This is a genomic window from Microcoleus sp. AT3-D2, from assembly GCF_036705715.1.
GTDB lineage: Bacteria > Cyanobacteriota > Cyanobacteriia > Cyanobacteriales > Microcoleaceae > Microcoleus.
Genome location: NZ_JAUBVE010000072.1, coordinates 1 through 17,170, shown reverse-complemented (window position 1 = coordinate 17,170; position 17,170 = coordinate 1). Strand labels below are relative to the sequence as shown.

Sequence of the window (17,170 nt, the reverse complement as noted above, 5' to 3'; positions counted from 1 at the left end):
ATTTCGCGCTGACCGCTAATTGATGACTGTTGACCGCTGATTGCTGACATCGAAAGAGAAGGGTGACAAACTGTGCAATTCTAGCGCATTACCAAGGTCTCTAGACTTTCTGAGCGAGAACCCGTTGGAGAACTTGCTGGTAAGCGGTTTCTACCGATCCTAAATCGCGACGGAATCGGTCTTTGTCCATAACACGGGCGTCGGGGTCGGCTTCTGCGTTGTCCCAGAGGCGGCAGGTGTCGGGACTGATTTCGTCGGCGAGGATCAGATTTTGATGTTGGTCGATACCGAATTCTAGTTTGAAGTCTACCAGGGTGATGCCACACTGGGTGAAAAATTCTTTGAGTATTTCGTTAATTTCGCGGGCGGCGATTTCTAGTTGGTCTACTTGTTCGGGGGTGGCTAGCTGCATTAACTGGAGCCGGCCGGGGGTCAGCAGCGGATCTCCCAAATCGTCGTTTTTGTAATAAAACTCGACCAGCGGCGGATTGACAATTGTGCCGAGGGCGAGTCCGGTTTGCTTGCAAAGACTGCCGGCGGCAATGTTTCTGACGACGACTTCCAATGGCAAGATTTGGACGCGACAGACTCGCATTTGATTGGGGGCCGGCGTGTCGATGAAGTGGGTGGGAATGCCTTTGGCTTCTAGCATCCGAAACAGGTGGGCGGATACGGCGCAGTTGATTTCGCCTTTGCCGACGATGCTGCCGCGTTTCTGGGCGTTAAAGGCTGTGGCGTCGTCTTTGAAGTGGGTCAGCAAAATTTCGCTGTCTTCGGTCGAGTAGAGGATTTTGGCTTTGCCTTCGTAGAGTTTGCGATCGGCTGACATGGCGATTAATAATGTAGATGAGTTTTAGATTTTACAGTAGCTCGATCGGGCGTTCTTGGCGAGTTTTTGGATCTCGGCTGTGCCGCTCATTCTCTGACAAAGAATTTCTTGAGGGTACAAGCCCCCAGATTTATCCGTGGAATCAATCCAAAATCTCAAATCTAAAATCCTTAAGCCCCCGCATTTATCCGTGGGGTCGCCTCCAAAATCTCAAATCTAAAATCTAAAATCGAATGAGGGGCAAGTACACCTGTAGGTAGATACCGTCATCGGCCCCGGCATAAATGATTCTTGACAAAGGACAATAGAGATTAAACCTGCTGGGTTGGCGAGCCGTGCTGACTAAACCTCGCCAACGAGACAGGCGCTTAAAAAACATCTATAAAATGGCTGATTTATGCAAGACAAAAAAATTCATATTCTCTTGGTAGAAGATGATGAGGTTGATGTGATGAACGTCCGGCGAGCTTTCAAAAAAAATAACATCGTCAACCCCCTCTACATTGCTGCCAATGGATTAGAAGCTCTATCTATATTGCGGGGAGAAGGAAAAACCGATCCTCCCATGCCTCAAGCGCGTCGCTTGATTTTGCTGGACTTGAATATGCCGAGAATGAGCGGGATCGAGTTTTTGCAAGAATTGCGACAGGATGAATGTTTGAGGTCGATTCCGGTAATCGTCCTCACGACTTCTAATGAAGATAGAGATAAAGTAAAAGCTTATAATTTGAATGTAGCGGGCTATATTCTTAAACCTGTTACTTTTTCTAACTTTGTGGAAGTTATGGCTACCCTAAACAGATACTGGATGCTGAGCGAAATTCCCTAAAAGAGGGAAAATTTAATAAAAAATTTATTTTTTAATGTAGCTTGGTGATTTTTCAGCGTGGCATTTATTTTAATTACTTTTTGTAAGCCGCAGCTTTTTCGGAGTAATCCACAATTCGGTTGTTATGGACAAAATTCTCAAAATTCTGATAGTTGATGACGATGCAGTCGATCGAATGGCGATCAAACGTTCGCTCAAGTCCGCTGGTGTTTCGGCAGAAGTTACAGAAGCAGAAGACTGCGCGGATGCGCTGGCCCAACTCTCGGTCAGTAAAAATTCTATGCAGGCTACCGCGAAACTCTCCCAACAAAATAAATCTCAACCTTTAAGCGAGGTTGAGGAGACAGAAAAGGGGCTGCTATTAAATCAAATATTTGAGTGCAAATTTGACTGCGTATTCCTCGACTACGGATTGCCGGACGGAGACGGACTGAGTTTGGTAAAATATCTACGAGAAGCTGGGCTGAAAGTTCCCTTAATTGTACTCACAGGTCAAGGCGACGAACAAATTGCTGTGGAATTGATGAAGGCAGGAGCTTCTGATTATATCGCTAAAAATAAGCTTTCTCCCGAAAGTTTGTCTCGCAGTTTGTCCAATGCGATGCGGGTTTACCGCGCCGAATTTCAGGCGTTTCATACCAGTCAAAAACTCAAAGAAAGTGAGGAACGGTACAGGTTAGTTTTAGAGGGAGTGAACGACGGAATTTGGGATTGGGATTTAAGTAAAAATGAGGTTTATTGGAACGATCGCCTTTTGGAAATTGTCGGTTTGTCGCGAAAGCAATTTGGCAGGACGATGGACGCTCTATACAACCGCCTGCACCCCGATGACAAGGAGGGAATTGTCGCCGCGATCGCCGCTCACTTGGAACAAGAAATAGACTATAATGTAGAATTCCGGCTGCTACACTCGAACGGTCTTTACCGCTACTGTACTTCTCAGGGAAAAGCTCAACGGAATTCCCAAGGAAAACCGCTGCGGATGGCCGGTATGATTAGCGACATTACTGAGCGGAAACAGGCGGAAGATGCTCTGGAAAGGGAACGGCAGCAACTGAGACAAATTATTACTTGCGTGCCTGTAGCAATGGCGATGTTCGATACACAAATGCGCTATATGGCTAACTCTAAAAAATGGGTTAGTCAATTCAATTTAAACTTGCCATCTCTGAATAATTTTAGCCATTACGAATTGTTTCCAGATACACCGAATCGCTGGAAAGTAATGTACCAACAAGCGCTCAAAGGTCAGGTAGTTTCTGTGAGCGAAGATGCCTGGGAACGAGCCGACGGCTCTGTTCTGTACCTGCGGTGGGCTGCTCACCCTTGGTACGATCCAGACGAGAAAGTCGGGGGAATTGTGATGGTTGCCGACAAGATTAATGAGTTGGTGGAAGCGCGGGAAACAGCCTTAGAAGCTAGCCGGGTGAAGTCGCAATTCTTGGCGAACATGAGTCACGAAATTCGCACTCCGATGAATGGGGTTTTGGCAATGGCTCAGTTGCTGCTGCGCGCTCCTCTGGAACAGAAACAGGAGGAGTGCGCTCAGACTATTTACCGCAGTGCTGAACATTTGCTGAACGTTATTAATGATATCCTCGATTTCTCTAAGATTGAAGCTGGAGAAATGCGGCTGGAAAAGTCTAATTTTGATTTGGATAGCTGCGTTGAGTCTGTGATAGAAATGATAGCACATTTGGCAGAGGAAAAAGGTATTGAATTGAATATTTTAGTTGACAATTCGGTGCCGAGAAAGTTGGTGGGCGACTCTGGCCGATTGAAGCAAGTTTTGCTGAATTTGACGGGGAATGCAATAAAATTTACAGATCGCGGTCAAGTTCTAGTTCACGTAACTGTGAAACAGGGCAACCGACGGGCCGACGGTAGACAAGAAGCAAGATTGCTATTTTCGGTGCGGGATACTGGCATTGGAATTTCGGCAGAAGGGCAAACAAAGCTGTTCCAATCTTTTTCTCAGGTAGACGATTCTCCTACTAGGCCTTATGGCGGAACGGGTTTGGGTTTGGCTATTTGCAAGCAGTTAGTGGACATGATGGGTGGCGAGATTGGAGTTCGCAGTTTGCTAGGCAGCGGTTCGACTTTTTGGTTTACTGTACCTTTGGAAAAACAGTTGCAAGTTGAGCCTCACGATCCCGAACTTGCGGGAAAGAAGCTGTTAGTAGTCTCTGGAAGCGCTTTGAGGAGGGCAGCGGTGCGATCGCTCGCTCAAAGTTGGAGGGCCCGCTGCGATGAGGCAGAAACTGCTGCTGAGGCTTTGAGTTGGTTGAACAATGCCCAGGGCGGGATTTCTCAGAATTCGGGGGAGGGGGGAAAAAGCTGGGATGTGGTGCTTGTGGACTTGCAAATGCCGGAGTTGGATGCGGAGGAATTTGCTAGGAAAGTGCGATCGACCTCGACAGTTGGCTCGTTAATCGCCATGACTGCTTTGCGGGAACAGCCGAAGGCTGAAGCGCTTTGCAGTCGGGGTTTTAACGGATATTTGATCGAGCCGGTGCGGCCAAGCCGCCTCAAGGAGGCTTTGCAGGCGCCGGTGAAGGGAACGGGAGATTTTGGGAAAGTGGAGGCTGCTAATACTTGCAAATTGCCACCAGTTAATTCTCAATATGTTACTCCCAATTCGCTGTCATCGCTGAGAATTTTGGTGGCGGAAGACCACCCGATAAATCAACAAGTTCTTGTCGAACAGTTGGCAGTTTTAGGGTATCAGGCTGACTGCGTGGTCAACGGTCAAGAAGCGCTGGATTTGCTGGCAAAAAAAAGCTATGATTTAGTGCTGATGGACTGTCAAATGCCGGTACTTGACGGCTACAAAGCGGCGCAAAAGTTGAGGGAAATCGAAGGAAGCGATCGGCATACTTTTGTGATGGCTTTAACTGCTCATGCTATGCCGGGGGAACGAGAAAAGTGTCTGGCGGCGGGGATGGACGATTATCTCAGCAAACCTGTAGATTTAGATGCTTTGGCGGCGGCCCTGAAAAAGTATGAAGCCCTAAATGTTCAAGGTGAAAATAAGTATGGAGTTAAAAGTATTAATTCGGAAAATAAATCTCAATCAGCAACAAATTATACAGAAATTGTGGAAAAAGCGCAGGTTTTGGCTCTGCCGACACCAAGGGCGATCGCACTTCAAACTTGGGAACATAGAGAGTCCGACGGACTGTTCGACAAGAGCAGATTGGAGCAACTCGGACGAGTTAATATTAAATTGCCAGAGCGACTTTTGCAAGCTTTTGTGGCAGACGCCCAAGCTGATTTGGCTGCTGCCAAACTAGCTCTAGAAGCTAAAGATTGGCAAGCTGTGGAATATCAAGCACACCGTCTCAAGGGAACTTCTGCTAATGTGGGAGTGGCTCTGATGTCTGATTTGGCCGCACAATTGGAGCATCAAGCGCGAGGCTTTCAATCTGAACCACCAGAGGTAGAATTGTTAAATATTGAGAGGATTGAGAACATCTTAGTGAGTTTGTCCAGTCATTTAGCCCGGGTTCAAGAATTTGTGGAGACTCGAATGTTTGGTTAATATCTTACTCGTTCGGAGTCGATATTAGTGGGTGATTAAAATCCCCATTACAAAAACGAAGTCCCTCTCTAAGAGACTAACAAATAAAGCGAGCGGTACGTTACGGAGTGTGCATCCTACATATAGAAATTATAGGAAAATTTTGTTTAGTTATTCACTCCGTGTCCTCTGCGTTCTCTGCGGTTAATTAAAAAAATAATTAATTTAGCTATGAATTACGATACCAGTACAAACACTTTTTTAGATAGCAATTCATTAGAAAATGATGAAAAACTGCTAACGCCTTTAATGGTTTTTGCTCGGGAAGTTTTCTTGTATGAAAAAGAGGCTATCTCTGAGCAAGATTCTGCAAATGCTGTGCCGTACTCGCTCGATGATATCAATAATTTATGTGTTGACAATCTCCTAGCAAAGGTGGCTCGCTGCTGTCGCGACAGCAAGGTGGGAAAAAAATTACCGACGGCTTTTTACGTTCACGTTTCCGCTTTGCAGACACTCAGCCCTGTCCTCGGAATCTACGAAAATTGTGCCAGACGCACTCTGGAAAATATTGATGAAGCAACTTTAGTTAAAATTTCACTCCATCAACCTAAAATATCTTATCTTTTTTACCCTGATTTCGATACAGATGCTCACCCTGCTTTGCAAACCAGCATCCAGATTAATGTAGCAACGGGGGAAGTTAAATGTTTTGATTACAGCAACAGCGAAAATCCGCCGGTTTTGCACCGTAAGGAAACTTTTGTAGCTGCGGATTATCCCCATTACGAAAAGTTTTCCAGGCTGACTCGCAGCGAGGAAAAGTGGGGGCTGCTTGACAATACTAGCGTTATCGGCACTCGCGACGGTTGGCTCAAATACTTGGGATATTGCGGTGTAGAAATCCAAGATCATACTGTTGTCGAGCGTTTGAAACAGGAGAATAGCGAGGTATCAATTCCTAAGATCGAGCGGCACAAAGCTGCAATGGTACGCAATTCGCTTTCTAAACCTCTGCGTCTGGTTTTAGAAGCTGATTTAGTGAGGGACGGAGCGACTTTTTTTGATTACGGTTGCGGTTACGGTGGGGATGTTAAATATATTGCACAAGAGGGTTATGCTATTTCTGGTTGGGACCCATACTATCAGCCGGATACTCCGCGAATTTGTGCTGATGTTGTGAATATTGGTTATGTGATTAATGTCATTGAATCTTTGGCGGAACGACGAGAAGCTTTGCTGAACGCTTGGGAATTAACTAAGAATTTATTAGTTGTGGCGGCTCAGGTTTTGATTGACGATAGTGATCGAGGCCAAATTGCTTACGGGGATGGGGTGATTACTTCTCGGAATACTTTTCAGAAGTATTACGAACAAGAAGAGTTGAAGGTTTATATTGACCAAGTTTTGAATGTTGATGCAATTCCTGTGGCTTTGGGAATTTATTTTGTGTTTCGGGATGCTGCGGAGGGTGAAGGTTTTCGTGCTTCTCGGTTTCGATCGCACTTATCGACTCCCAGAGTGCGATCGCAAGTTAAGCGGTTTGAGGATTATGCGGAAATGTTGGCTCCTTTGATGGCTTTTGTGAGCGATCGGGGCCGCCTTCCGGTTAAAGGCGAACTAGCGGAAGAATCGGCGATTAAGGGGGAATTTCACAGTTTTAATCGCGCTTGGAGGGTGATTTTGCAAGCAACGGATGCGGATGATTGGGAGACAATCGCCGACAAGCGCCGCCAGGATTTGCTAGTATATCTCGCTCTCAATGGTTTGGGCGAGCGGCCTTCAATGCGCCGACTCCCGGCTCAAATCCGCAATGACATCAAAGGTTTGTTTGACAATTATCAAAAAGCTTGCACTTTGGCTGATTTAATGCTGTACAGTTTGGGCAAAGCTGATATTGTTGCGGATTGCTGCGAAGATAGTGCGATCGGCTACAAACAGCCCGGTTCCCTGTCAGTGCACGTCTCTGCATTAGAAGAACTTGACCCTTTGCTGCGACTCTACGAAGGCTGCGCCAACCGCACGATTGGCAGGCTTGACGGCGCTACAATTATCAAATTTCACGCTCGCAAACCTCAGATTTCCTATTTATTCTATCCCGATTTTGACACTAACCCGCATCCCGCCCTTCACACTTCTATGCACATAGACTTGCGCGACCTTTCTGTGAGCTATCAAGACTATTCTGATGTGTATAATCCACCAATTTTAGTAAGAAAAGAAGCTTTTGTTACTGCTAGTTATCCCCATTATGACAAGTTTGCGAAACTCACCCGCCAAGAAGAAAAGTTAGGTATTCTAGATGGTGGCGCAGTTAAGAAACATCGGGAATGGATGAAGTATTTGGAGGAAAATTGCGTTAAAATTAAAGACCATAAGTTGTTTTGGCGATCGAATGCTGACCCAGAAAGGTTAAAAATGCTGCAAAAAGCAGCGTCGGAACGTCAGCAGAAAAAGATTGAGTTGAATCCAGGAAAGAGTGAACAAACCGCAGAGGGCATAGAGGATGGAAAAGAAGATGGACAAAAGGTTCAGATTGAAGCAGTTGATCATCGTTAGAATGGCTATAATCACCTGAGCGATCGTTAGAGTCAAAAAGTAGCAGGGAAAGAGAGTCAGCACCCCGCTTTAATTTTAGGCGGTTAAAACCGCTATCTCACTTTCCTCTGAGTTCTCCTATAGACTGAGTTTCCAGCTTCGGATGTTTTCTCATGAAAATAATTTGGGAAAGAATTGATAATTGGCTGGCAGCCAATGCACCTCAAGTGCTCAAAAGTCTCAGACCGGGCGCTAATGATGAGGAGATTTATCGGGCAGAAGCATTCTTTGGTGTAGAGTTTCCCGAAGATTTCAAGCTGTCTTACCGCGTGCATAACGGTCAGGATGAAGAATCTTATTCCCTGTTCCCCAACTTGGAGTTTCTGTCTCTCCAAAGCGCGATCGAAATATCTGAAAAATGGCAGGATTGTTCAGACGATAATTTTAGGTGCGATCGTGACAACATTTTTGAAGGAATCTGGAACGGTTGGTGGAACCAGAATTGGATTCCATTCACAAACGAAAGCAATGGTGCTTGCGAATGCGTAGATTTAGCTCCAGCAGCAGGCGGAAATGTTGGACAAGTCATTATTGTTGAGTGGCGGGAGGCTACTAGAGGGCTTATTGCACCTAGTTTTCGAGTTTATCTGGAAACCTTTGCAGATGCACTAGAACGAGGAGAATATCGGTTTTCTGAGAATGGTTATGGGTTAGTGGATCTAGTTGACTTTGAAATATTGGTGCAGAAACACAATTGAAAGGCCCCAACAAGCAGCACAGGCTGTGGCAGTAGTTTGAAAACCATCGTTTTTTGTGAATAACGCATTGACATTGTAAATACATTTTACCGATACTAGGGAACCTGAATGTATACTTCGTGCTCAATGGCATTACCTTCGTATGGGACGACTCAAAAGCGCAGATTAATCCCACAAATCATGATGGGGTTACTTTTCAACAAACTGCTGATATCATGTCCGATCAATTGACCATAATATCCCGGTCGGGCGGGTTTTTGAGATTGTTAATTATTGGCACATATTGGCAGGTTTACCGGCCCCTACCTGATTTCGGGTAATCGACCGGACATAATATGAATCCTTCTTTGACCCATTTCTAGTTGTCGTTGATGCCAGCCGCAATGAGGAAGCGCGTGATGCTGTGATTGGGCTAGGTAGTCGGTGGAATCTACTGTATGTGGTTCACATTGAGCGTGAAGAAAATGCCATTCGGATTATTTCAGCACGTAAAGCAACTCGTCAGGAGAGGGCAGAGTATCAAGGTTGAAGCATTAAAGCAGCGATTAGATCGAAACCGTCCAATGACTAGCGTGACGATCCGTATGCCGGAAGATGTTGTGGAAGATCTAAAGAAAGTAGCATCATTTGTCGAGTGTCAAATTATTTGTCCGCGTTGACAGATTGCTGTCCGTTTGACAAATTATTTGACGATCGACACCTGAAACTATTGATGTACAAACCGTTAAGAGTAGTGCGGATAAAAGGACTTGAACCTTCACTCCTCTCGGAACCAGAACCTAAATCTGGCGCGTCTGCCAATTCCGCCATATCCGCATTTAGACATCTAAATAATATAGCACACAACAGAGCGATCGGTCAATCGATTTTAGATTTTAGATTTTAGATTTTAGATTAAACAAAGCGACCCACTGATAAATCCGCAGGCTTATGACCAAATTGCTCGATCGCTCAACATCGAGAAACCCGGTCATTTTGGGACACCGGGTTCAATCATGAGTTATCGCCACAGCAATTTTCCGTTTTTTTCACTTGTCACTTACTTTTGGCCGAGCGATTTCCAGGTTGTTTCGTCCACCATGCCGCTAGCGGTCAAACCCTTATTCTCCTGAAAGCTCTTGACAGCCGTAGCAGTGCGAGCGCCAAAAATGCCGTCGATCGGGCCCGGATCGTAACCCTGCATTTCCAAACGCACCTGTAGCGTCTTCACCTTGGAACCGACAGCGCCTTTATTTAGAAGGGTTGGAGGATTGCCGGGAACAGCAGCATTGCTCAAAATTGGAGCATTGCTCTGCACAGTTTCAGGAGCAGACGCCGGATCTGCTGCTAAAGCTGTCCAAGTTTCTTTATCCACAATGCCATCTGCGTTCAAACCCTTAGACTGCTGAAAAGCACGAACCGCCGATGTAGTGCGAGAGCCATAGGTACCGTCGATCGTCCCCACCTTGAAACTGTGCACCTGCAAGCGCTGCTGTATGGCGGCAACTTCTGGCCCGTCAGCTCCCGCCGAGATAGTTTTTTCCTTTTTCACTGGCGCCTGCTCGCTCGCGTAAAAAGGCTTGTTAAACATATCTCCTTGGGAATTTCCTTCGGGCGATGCTGACGCACCCGGATCGGCGGGAGCCGTAAAGTCTCTGCGGTACTGTTCCTGCACCAAGGGTTCGGAGTCGAAAGCAGCAGTGGCCTTTCGGGTTAAGCCGGGAGCTAGCAGAGCAATCAAGCTGAAAATCGTAACAGTAGTCACACGCATAAATTTCATCCTGTTAGTGAGGTTTGACAAGGTTTCGCTGTTTTCATGTTTCTAAATCTAATTGTATTACCCGGACAGCTTTCTGAGACATATAGCAGAAGCAAGAAGGAAGAAGATCCTTCTACTTCGCGATCGGGTAACAAGAAGTCCGAGGGAAGGGGTAATAGACCGTATTGGTTGGAGCCATTAAGAAAGTTCTAAGCGTCTGGCGCGGTTGCGATATCTGCCCCGGTCTCTAGAATTTCGGCAATCGGGACACCAGCACTCAGAAGTTACGTCTTAGAAGTAGGGGCCGGTTCGCACTATTCCTAATAAACCCGGTTGATTCCGAGATGTTTCGTTACCAAAGCACATATTTTCGTATAAACCACGTCTTTTAGCCTCAGTCTTATGGTACAAAACCTGCCGTCATTCACAAATCTTTACAGGTAGATTTTGTACAAAGTTGATTTATGAAAGGCAAAGCTTTTTCCTTTAATCCCCCCGTAATATCAACTCCAGTAGTATCCGAATTCTTAAACCCCTCTTGACGCAGAGGATACAGAGAAAGGGAATAGAGATATGAGTAATTCCGATACCAACGGATTTGATATAAAAAGCAAAACTTGGCAGTTATCGGTTCGCGTGTTCTGCTAATAAAGCCTTCGCTTTCGGCTTGTAAATCAGATAAAACAGCGACTCTATGTAGCGGAGCATATCTTCGCGGTTTTCCTTGGACGAGTAGTTCCAGAAACCGTAAGTCCGCGCCAGTGTCAGCAGCTTGGTAGTGTGAATTTTCCAGGTATACGTGCTGTAAACTCGGTCAATTCCTCGCGTTGAAATTTCATACCAATAGTTGGGATTTTGTTCGCATTTCGATAAAAAATCTAGAAGTTTTTGGGCAGTCTCCTGGTGGTTAGTCGGGTTGATATAAAACCCATTTACGCCATCTTGAATAATTTCAAGCGGGCCGCCAAACTGCGTCCCGAAAGTGGGAATACCGGTAATCATTGCTTCGAGAATTGTCAAGCCGAAAGCTTCAAATAATGCTGGCTGAACAAATATACCTTGGGCGTCGGCGATTACCCGGTAGATTTCGCCGGACAGGCTTTTGGAAAGCCTCACTCCCAACCAGCGAATTTTACCGTGAAGGTTGTATTGGTCGATAATTGCGTAGAGCTTTTTAATTTCTTCTGCTTCTTCGTAGTCTTCGGTTTCTTCGACCCGCAGCTTGCCAGCTACTAGAATTAAGTTGCATTTTTCTTGCAATTCCTGGCTTTTTCCAAACAATTCTGCTAAGCCTGTCATGTTTTTAATGCGATCGAGCCGCGCCATCGAAAATAAAGGGCGCTTTTGCGGGTCGTCGAGTTTTCCAAAGACTTGTTCCGGGTCTTCTAGAGTAAACAGCAATTCGTTGAGCCGATCGCGATCGCCTTGCACCCGGTCTTCGATCCGCGTGTAGGGAAAGTACACACTTTCGTTAACTCCCGGCGGCACGACGTTGAATTTAGGGCTGAACAGTTCAATCCCGTTCACAACGTGGTACAAATCCGGCATCGTAAAACAATGGTAAGATTCGTACTGACCAACACTATCGGGTTGGCCCACAATCTCTTGATAGGTGCTGCTGACAATACAATTAGCTGCATTCATGGCAATTATATCAGCAGTAAATTGCAGCGAAAAATGGTATTTTTCCTCTGATTCTTGCCAGTAGAGATTGCTGAACAAATATTTAGATTTTTCCAGCGCATGGGCAATATTGCACTGAGTAACTTTGAGTTTGCGAGAAAGCAAAAACGCTACCAAGTTGCCGTCGGAATAGTTACCGACAATTAAATCGGGCTTGCCCTGAAACTCAGCCAAGAGTTCTTTTTCTGCATCGATCGCGTAAGTTTCCAAATAAGGCCAAATCTCGAATCTAGAAATCCAATTTTGAGTCAATTTGGGATTGAACTCCCGGAAGGGAACCCGCAAAATCCAAGCATTTTCTGTGGCGTGAACTTTTTCCAAACGTTGGTTACAGCGCGTGCCGTCGCTGTTAGGAATTAACCTGGTGAGAATAATTACTTTAGGTTTGACTCCTAAACTATCGAGACCTGCAAGATGAATGTCTTCTTGCAGTTGTTTCTCTAAACTCTTGGCTTGATCGAGGACATAAACTACCTGACCTCCCGTATCCGGCCGTCCCAAAACTCCTTCTTGGCCGAACCAGCCGTGAGGAGAAACTAGGACGATTTTGAAAATCATCGGGATGCGAGAAATAAATGCTTCTAGGGTTTGCGGATCGGGGGAATCAATTAATTCGTCAAGAATTCCTAGGGTTTCTTGCACGCGGGCGGCAGTATTTCCCCAACCTGCCTCGAAACCCATCATTTGCAGAACCAATCGAAATCTCTCGTAGGGTTCTTCTTCAGAAAGATCGCCGACAAAGGTGAGGGCTTTTTTGACTTGTTCTGAAAGTTGTTCTTGGGATTTTATGCGCTCGTTAATTAGTAATTGTACCCCGTTGTAGCGGTGAATCCGCAAGAAATTAAATAGACTTTCCTGCCACTGTCTGGGGTCTTGAAACAGTTTGCTGGACAGGTATCGGTTGAGGAATTGCACTCCTTTGCCGATGTTTTTGGGGTCGCGAATTGTGGGGGAATAATCGTAAAAAGGGCCGAAATCTAGTTCGAGAATGTCGCCTTCTTGGGGGTGAAAGTGGTTGACGAAGCGATCGCGCACGTCGAGCAATTCTTGCACTGTCATCTGCTCAACAGTCAAGTCGTCTGCAACTCGCACTATTTCCATAGTAGCAATTTTTGGCCGCAGCAGGACGCAAAGGCTGTCATCTTCGAGAAGAATTTCCTGAACGTAGTAAATCAGTTTGCTTAAAAGAGAAGATTGATGGAACTGTTCGGGCTTTTCGTATTTGGTGCAGTAGGTGGCAAAAGCGTTAACTATGTCGTTTCGCAGTAAATATTTATTTCCCAAAGCGCGTAAATCGCTGACAAACTGACGCAACTCGGTTTTTTCGTCGCTGGCGATCACAGCCTGAAAGAGTTCAGACATACATACTCCCTTATCTAAGACTTTTGATTTCCGCTGCGAAATTAGGCGATACTGTTTTAGTATCGCCCTTTTTTTTTAGGCGACTACTTTTTTTAATGTCATTTTAAAGTCTGCAAAGTGAACTTGCTATCCCTCAAATGACATAAAACTCCCCGTATTTATGGCGAATGTAGCGGATAAAGGGATCGATAGTTAAAGGTGAACCTGTAACCCGATCGATCAATTCGACAGCAGTGTATTTGCGGCCGTGCTGGTAGATGTTTTGTTTTAGCCAGTCGTGGAGTACGCTAAAATTGCCCTGTTCTATTTCTACGGGAATTTCAGGATTGATTTTTACTGCTGTTTCGTAGAATTGGGCGCTCATCAAGTTGCCGAGGGTGTAACCTTGGAACATTCCGCCGATCGTACCAACATACCAGTGAACATCTTGCATCGCGCCTTCGCTGTCGGTGGCGGGGACAACGCCGAGGTCGGTTTTATAGCGTTCGTTCCAGGCTTCGGGGAGGTCTCGGACTGCTAGTTTTCCCTCTACCATTGCCAATTCTAGGTCAAAGCGGATGGCGACGTGGAGGTTGTAGGTTACTTCGTCGGCGTCGGTGCGGATGAGCGATCGCGAGACTTTGTTAATTGCCCGGTAAAATGCGTCTGTGGATACGTGTCCCAACTGTCGCAAAAATATGCCTTGGAGTTGCGGGTAGAAACATTCCCAAAAACCGCGGCTGCGCCCGACCAAATTTTCCCAAAGTCGCGACTGACTTTCGTGCACGCCGGAGGAAATGCCACCAGCCAGAAGCGTGCCTTCAAATTCCGGGGAATTTCCGAGTTCGTAGAGGGCGTGTCCGGCTTCGTGAATACTGCTGAAGAGTGCTTGATCCAAGTGGTCTTCATAGACGCGGGTGGTAATTCGCACGTCGTCTATGGAGAAGTTGGTCATGAACGGGTGCAGGGTGGTGTCTTGCCGTCCCCGTTGGAAGTCGAACCCCATGCGTTCTACGACTTTGCGAGTGAATTCTAGTTGTTGCAATTCGGGGAAGTCTTGGTGCAAGCAGGAGTCGTCGGCGGGAGGTTGGGAGGTGATGGCTTCGACTATCGGCACTAATTCTTGACGCAGTTGGGCGAAAAGCGGGCGCAGCAGGGATACTTTCATGCCGTAGTCGCTACGATCGATCAAAGGATCGGCGATGTGCTCGTAGCCCGGGAAAAAGTCGGCGTATTGCCTGCTTAATTCTAGGGTTTTTTCGAGATACGGCTCGACGGCTGCGAAGTTGTTGGCTGCCCTGGCCGCGGCCCAAGCTTCGTAGCTGTCGGCTTGGTGGCGGCAGAGTGCGGACATGAAGGTTGCGGGGACTCTGGCGGCGCGATCGTAGTCTCTGCGGGCTATGCGGATCAGGCTGGCTGCGGTGGAGTCGTAGGGGAGAGTTTGTTCGTAGAAACGCAAGTCTTCTAGGAGTTCACCTATTTTTGGATCGGTAAATTTTTCGTGGGATATTTGTTTGAGAGTAGCCAACTGGCGGCCTCTGGCACTTGCACCTTTGGGGGGCATATAAGTGGATTGATCCCAATGCAGCAGCGACGAGGCTGATTCGATGTCGTTAACTTCTCTGAGATGGGCTGCCAGTTGAGCGAATTTTGCTTGAGTTTTGTCTAGGGTTTGCATGATTGGGCTTTATGGTGCTGTTTTGCCTACAAAGGTTGCAGTGCGGCATCCGTATCCATCAATCATAGCTACCCTGAAATCAAGCTAAAAACCGCACTTCTTCCCGTATTGTAAGCAATTTAGAGTCATTTTTGCACAATTTCCGGTATTTCTGCGGATTGAGTTCGATCGCCCTGGATAAGTTTTCGATCGCCAGCGCGAGACTGGTGGCTACAAGTTCGGGGCTGTTTGTGAGTTCGCCTGCTGCTTTTTCCTGGGCGTAAATGCAAGCTTTTTGATAGTACAGGTTGGGATCGTCGGGGTTGAGTGCGATGATTTTATCGTAGGAGGCTATCGCGTCGGTAAATCGTTGAATTTTTTTGAGGGCTATGGCGCGGTTGTACCAGGCTTCGGTGTTGTCTGGCTGCAACTCTACGGTTTTGTCCCAAGAGGCTATTGCTTCTTCAAAGCGTTGTAAGTTAGCTAAGGCTAAGCCACGGTTGTAAAAGGTTTCGCTGTCGTTTGGCTTGAGTGCGAGGCCTTTGTCCCAGGATGCGATCGCTTCTTCAAATTGTCCCATTTGTGCGATCGCCGTGCCGCGTTTGTTCCAGGCTTCGGCGGAATTCGGCCGCAGTTGCAGGGTTTTGTCGTAGGAGGCGACGGCTTCCGGGTAGAGTTTTTCATCGGCTAGGGCTAAGCCGCGGTTGTACCAGGCTTGATGCAAGTTTGGTTTGAGTTCGATCGCTTTGTCGTAGGAAGTGATCGCTGCTGTATTTTGGTCGGACTTTCTCAGGGCAAATGCTTTGTTGTACCAAGCTTCGCAGTAGTCTGGTTTGATGGCTATAGCTTTCTCGTAGGAGTCTATCGCTTCTGATAATTTCTCTAAGCTGACGAGGGTGTTGCCGCGGTTCGTCCAGGCTTCGGGGTAGCTGGGGTTGAGTTCGATCGCCTTTTCGTAGGATGCGATCGCTTCTGAGAGTCTGTTGAGCTTCCGCAAAGCGTTGGCGCGATTATACCACGCTTCGGGATTGTTGGGTTTGATTTTTAGGGATTGGTTGTAGGCTGCGATCGCTTCTTCTAGCTGGCCCAATTTTTTGAGGGCTACGCCTTGGTTGTACCAGGCTTCATAAAATTTTGGTTCAAGTTCGATCGCTTCTTCCCATGATTCGATCGCAGCTTGGAATCGTCCCATTGCTTCTAGGGCGTTGCCGCGTTCGTACAATGTTTGAGCCTTTTGGGTATTGACTGCTATGGATTTTTCCCCTGAGTCGATCGGCTTTTCTATGCTGGCTAATTTTTGCAAGGGGTTTCACCTCTTTATTTTCTTTCTAGTTGATACTTTTCTTTTTTATATGCGATCTTTTTTGCCTGTGAGTGCTTTCGATCGATATTATTTGGTTATTTATAGCAATTTTACAGGATTTTGGGAACTTTTTCAATTTTTTTCAATATAATCCTACATCGGGGATTTGTAGGTATAGATTAATACTATTTTTTTTATATGACTGCGTAGAAAAGAGGAAAGGGCGATCGGGCTGACAGGATTACGTTAAAACCACAAATAACCGCGATCGCCAGAAACCAGCTTTTTCAAACAAACCGGGCTTATGAGCATTTATTCGGGGTTAAATGCTATCTGGATCGATGTTTAATTCGCGCAGTTTAGCTGCTAAACGTTGAGCTTTTTGGTCTGCTTGTTCTGCTCTTTGGTCTGCTTGTTCTGCCCTTTGATTGGCTTGTTCGGCTCTTTGAGACTCTTGTTGTAGGCGCTGACGATCTAATAATCTCTCTTCTTCTAATTCCGCATAGGAAAGAAACTTTTGTCCATTAGGTCGATAAATTTCTAACCCATCTTCTCCCAACTCAAATCGCACACCTAATCTCGGACTAATCCATCCCTCCATCGGCTCAATAACTTCTAAATTTCCCTCAATTCTTTGCCAACCTTCCAGTTCATTTCTTTGTGGATCGTAAAGGTAATACTCCTCCACTCCATAACGCTGGTAAAATGAAAGTTTTTTATTCATTTTAGTGTTGCTGTCGTTATGGGAGCGAATCTCAAAAACGACTTGAGGGCCAATATTATCCTCTCGATGTTGTATGTAGGAAGGGCGATCGCCCTTTGGCCTCCCAAATATCACCATCGTATCAGGTGCTTGAGAAATTTCAGGTTTACCCTCAACCGGATACCATAGTAAATCGGGAGCATCCCGGTTTTGTAAATATCCGAATAAGTGTAAAATAGTTAAAATCAATAAAAGCGTCAAAAAAAGTCGA

General features: G+C 46.2%; 10 protein-coding genes, 1 tRNA gene and 1 pseudogene. 5 read left to right on the top strand and 7 right to left on the bottom strand.

Annotated elements, in window-relative coordinates; genetic code table 11:
* Nucleotides 1–100: 100 nt before the first annotated feature.
* Nucleotides 101–829, bottom strand: coding sequence for a phosphoribosylaminoimidazolesuccinocarboxamide synthase (gene purC / locus QUB44_RS24175; RefSeq protein ID WP_333163524.1), 729 nt, complete (start codon nucleotides 827–829; stop codon nucleotides 101–103).
* A 397-nt stretch (nucleotides 830–1,226) separates the two neighbouring features.
* On the opposite strand from purC, the gene QUB44_RS24170 reads away from it, so the two are divergent.
* The 5 genes and pseudogenes from QUB44_RS24170 to QUB44_RS24150 all read left to right on the top strand — a co-directional run.
* A complete protein-coding gene (locus QUB44_RS24170; protein ID WP_333163526.1) occupies nucleotides 1,227–1,658 on the top strand; it encodes a response regulator in 432 nt (143 codons plus the stop codon).
* Nucleotides 1,659–1,782: 124 nt separating this feature from the next.
* Entirely contained in the window at nucleotides 1,783–5,199 is a 3,417-nt protein-coding gene (locus QUB44_RS24165; protein WP_333371436.1) for a response regulator, read from the top strand.
* Between the two features lie 210 nt (nucleotides 5,200–5,409).
* Nucleotides 5,410–7,737, top strand: a complete 2,328-nt coding sequence (locus tag QUB44_RS24160; protein ID WP_333371434.1) for a DNA phosphorothioation-associated putative methyltransferase — start codon at nucleotides 5,410–5,412, stop codon at nucleotides 7,735–7,737.
* 152 nt (nucleotides 7,738–7,889) lie between these two features.
* Nucleotides 7,890–8,474: an SMI1/KNR4 family protein gene (locus QUB44_RS24155; protein WP_333371432.1), complete on the top strand. Its 585-nt coding sequence runs from the start codon at nucleotides 7,890–7,892 to the stop codon at nucleotides 8,472–8,474.
* 352 nt (nucleotides 8,475–8,826) lie between these two features.
* A pseudogene (locus QUB44_RS24150) lies at nucleotides 8,827–9,003 on the top strand (BrnT family toxin); the annotation flags it as partial.
* A gap of 205 nt (nucleotides 9,004–9,208) precedes the next feature.
* Here QUB44_RS24150 and QUB44_RS24145 read toward each other — a convergent pair.
* The 6 genes from QUB44_RS24145 to QUB44_RS24120 form a co-directional block, all read right to left on the bottom strand.
* Nucleotides 9,209–9,290, bottom strand: a tRNA-Leu gene (locus QUB44_RS24145).
* A 223-nt stretch (nucleotides 9,291–9,513) separates the two neighbouring features.
* Nucleotides 9,514–10,224, bottom strand: coding sequence for a peptidoglycan-binding protein (locus tag QUB44_RS24140; RefSeq protein ID WP_333371430.1), 711 nt, complete (start codon nucleotides 10,222–10,224; stop codon nucleotides 9,514–9,516).
* Between the two features lie 612 nt (nucleotides 10,225–10,836).
* Nucleotides 10,837–13,257: a sucrose synthase gene (locus QUB44_RS24135; protein ID WP_333371428.1), complete on the bottom strand. Its 2,421-nt coding sequence runs from the start codon at nucleotides 13,255–13,257 to the stop codon at nucleotides 10,837–10,839.
* A gap of 133 nt (nucleotides 13,258–13,390) precedes the next feature.
* Nucleotides 13,391–14,914, bottom strand: a complete 1,524-nt coding sequence (locus tag QUB44_RS24130; RefSeq protein WP_333371426.1) for a carboxypeptidase M32 — start codon at nucleotides 14,912–14,914, stop codon at nucleotides 13,391–13,393.
* 79 nt (nucleotides 14,915–14,993) lie between these two features.
* Nucleotides 14,994–16,196: a tetratricopeptide repeat protein gene (locus tag QUB44_RS24125; RefSeq protein ID WP_333371425.1), complete on the bottom strand. Its 1,203-nt coding sequence runs from the start codon at nucleotides 16,194–16,196 to the stop codon at nucleotides 14,994–14,996.
* A 322-nt stretch (nucleotides 16,197–16,518) separates the two neighbouring features.
* Nucleotides 16,519–17,170: Uma2 family endonuclease (locus QUB44_RS24120; protein ID WP_333371423.1), on the bottom strand; the 652-nt coding region annotated here is incomplete at its 5' end.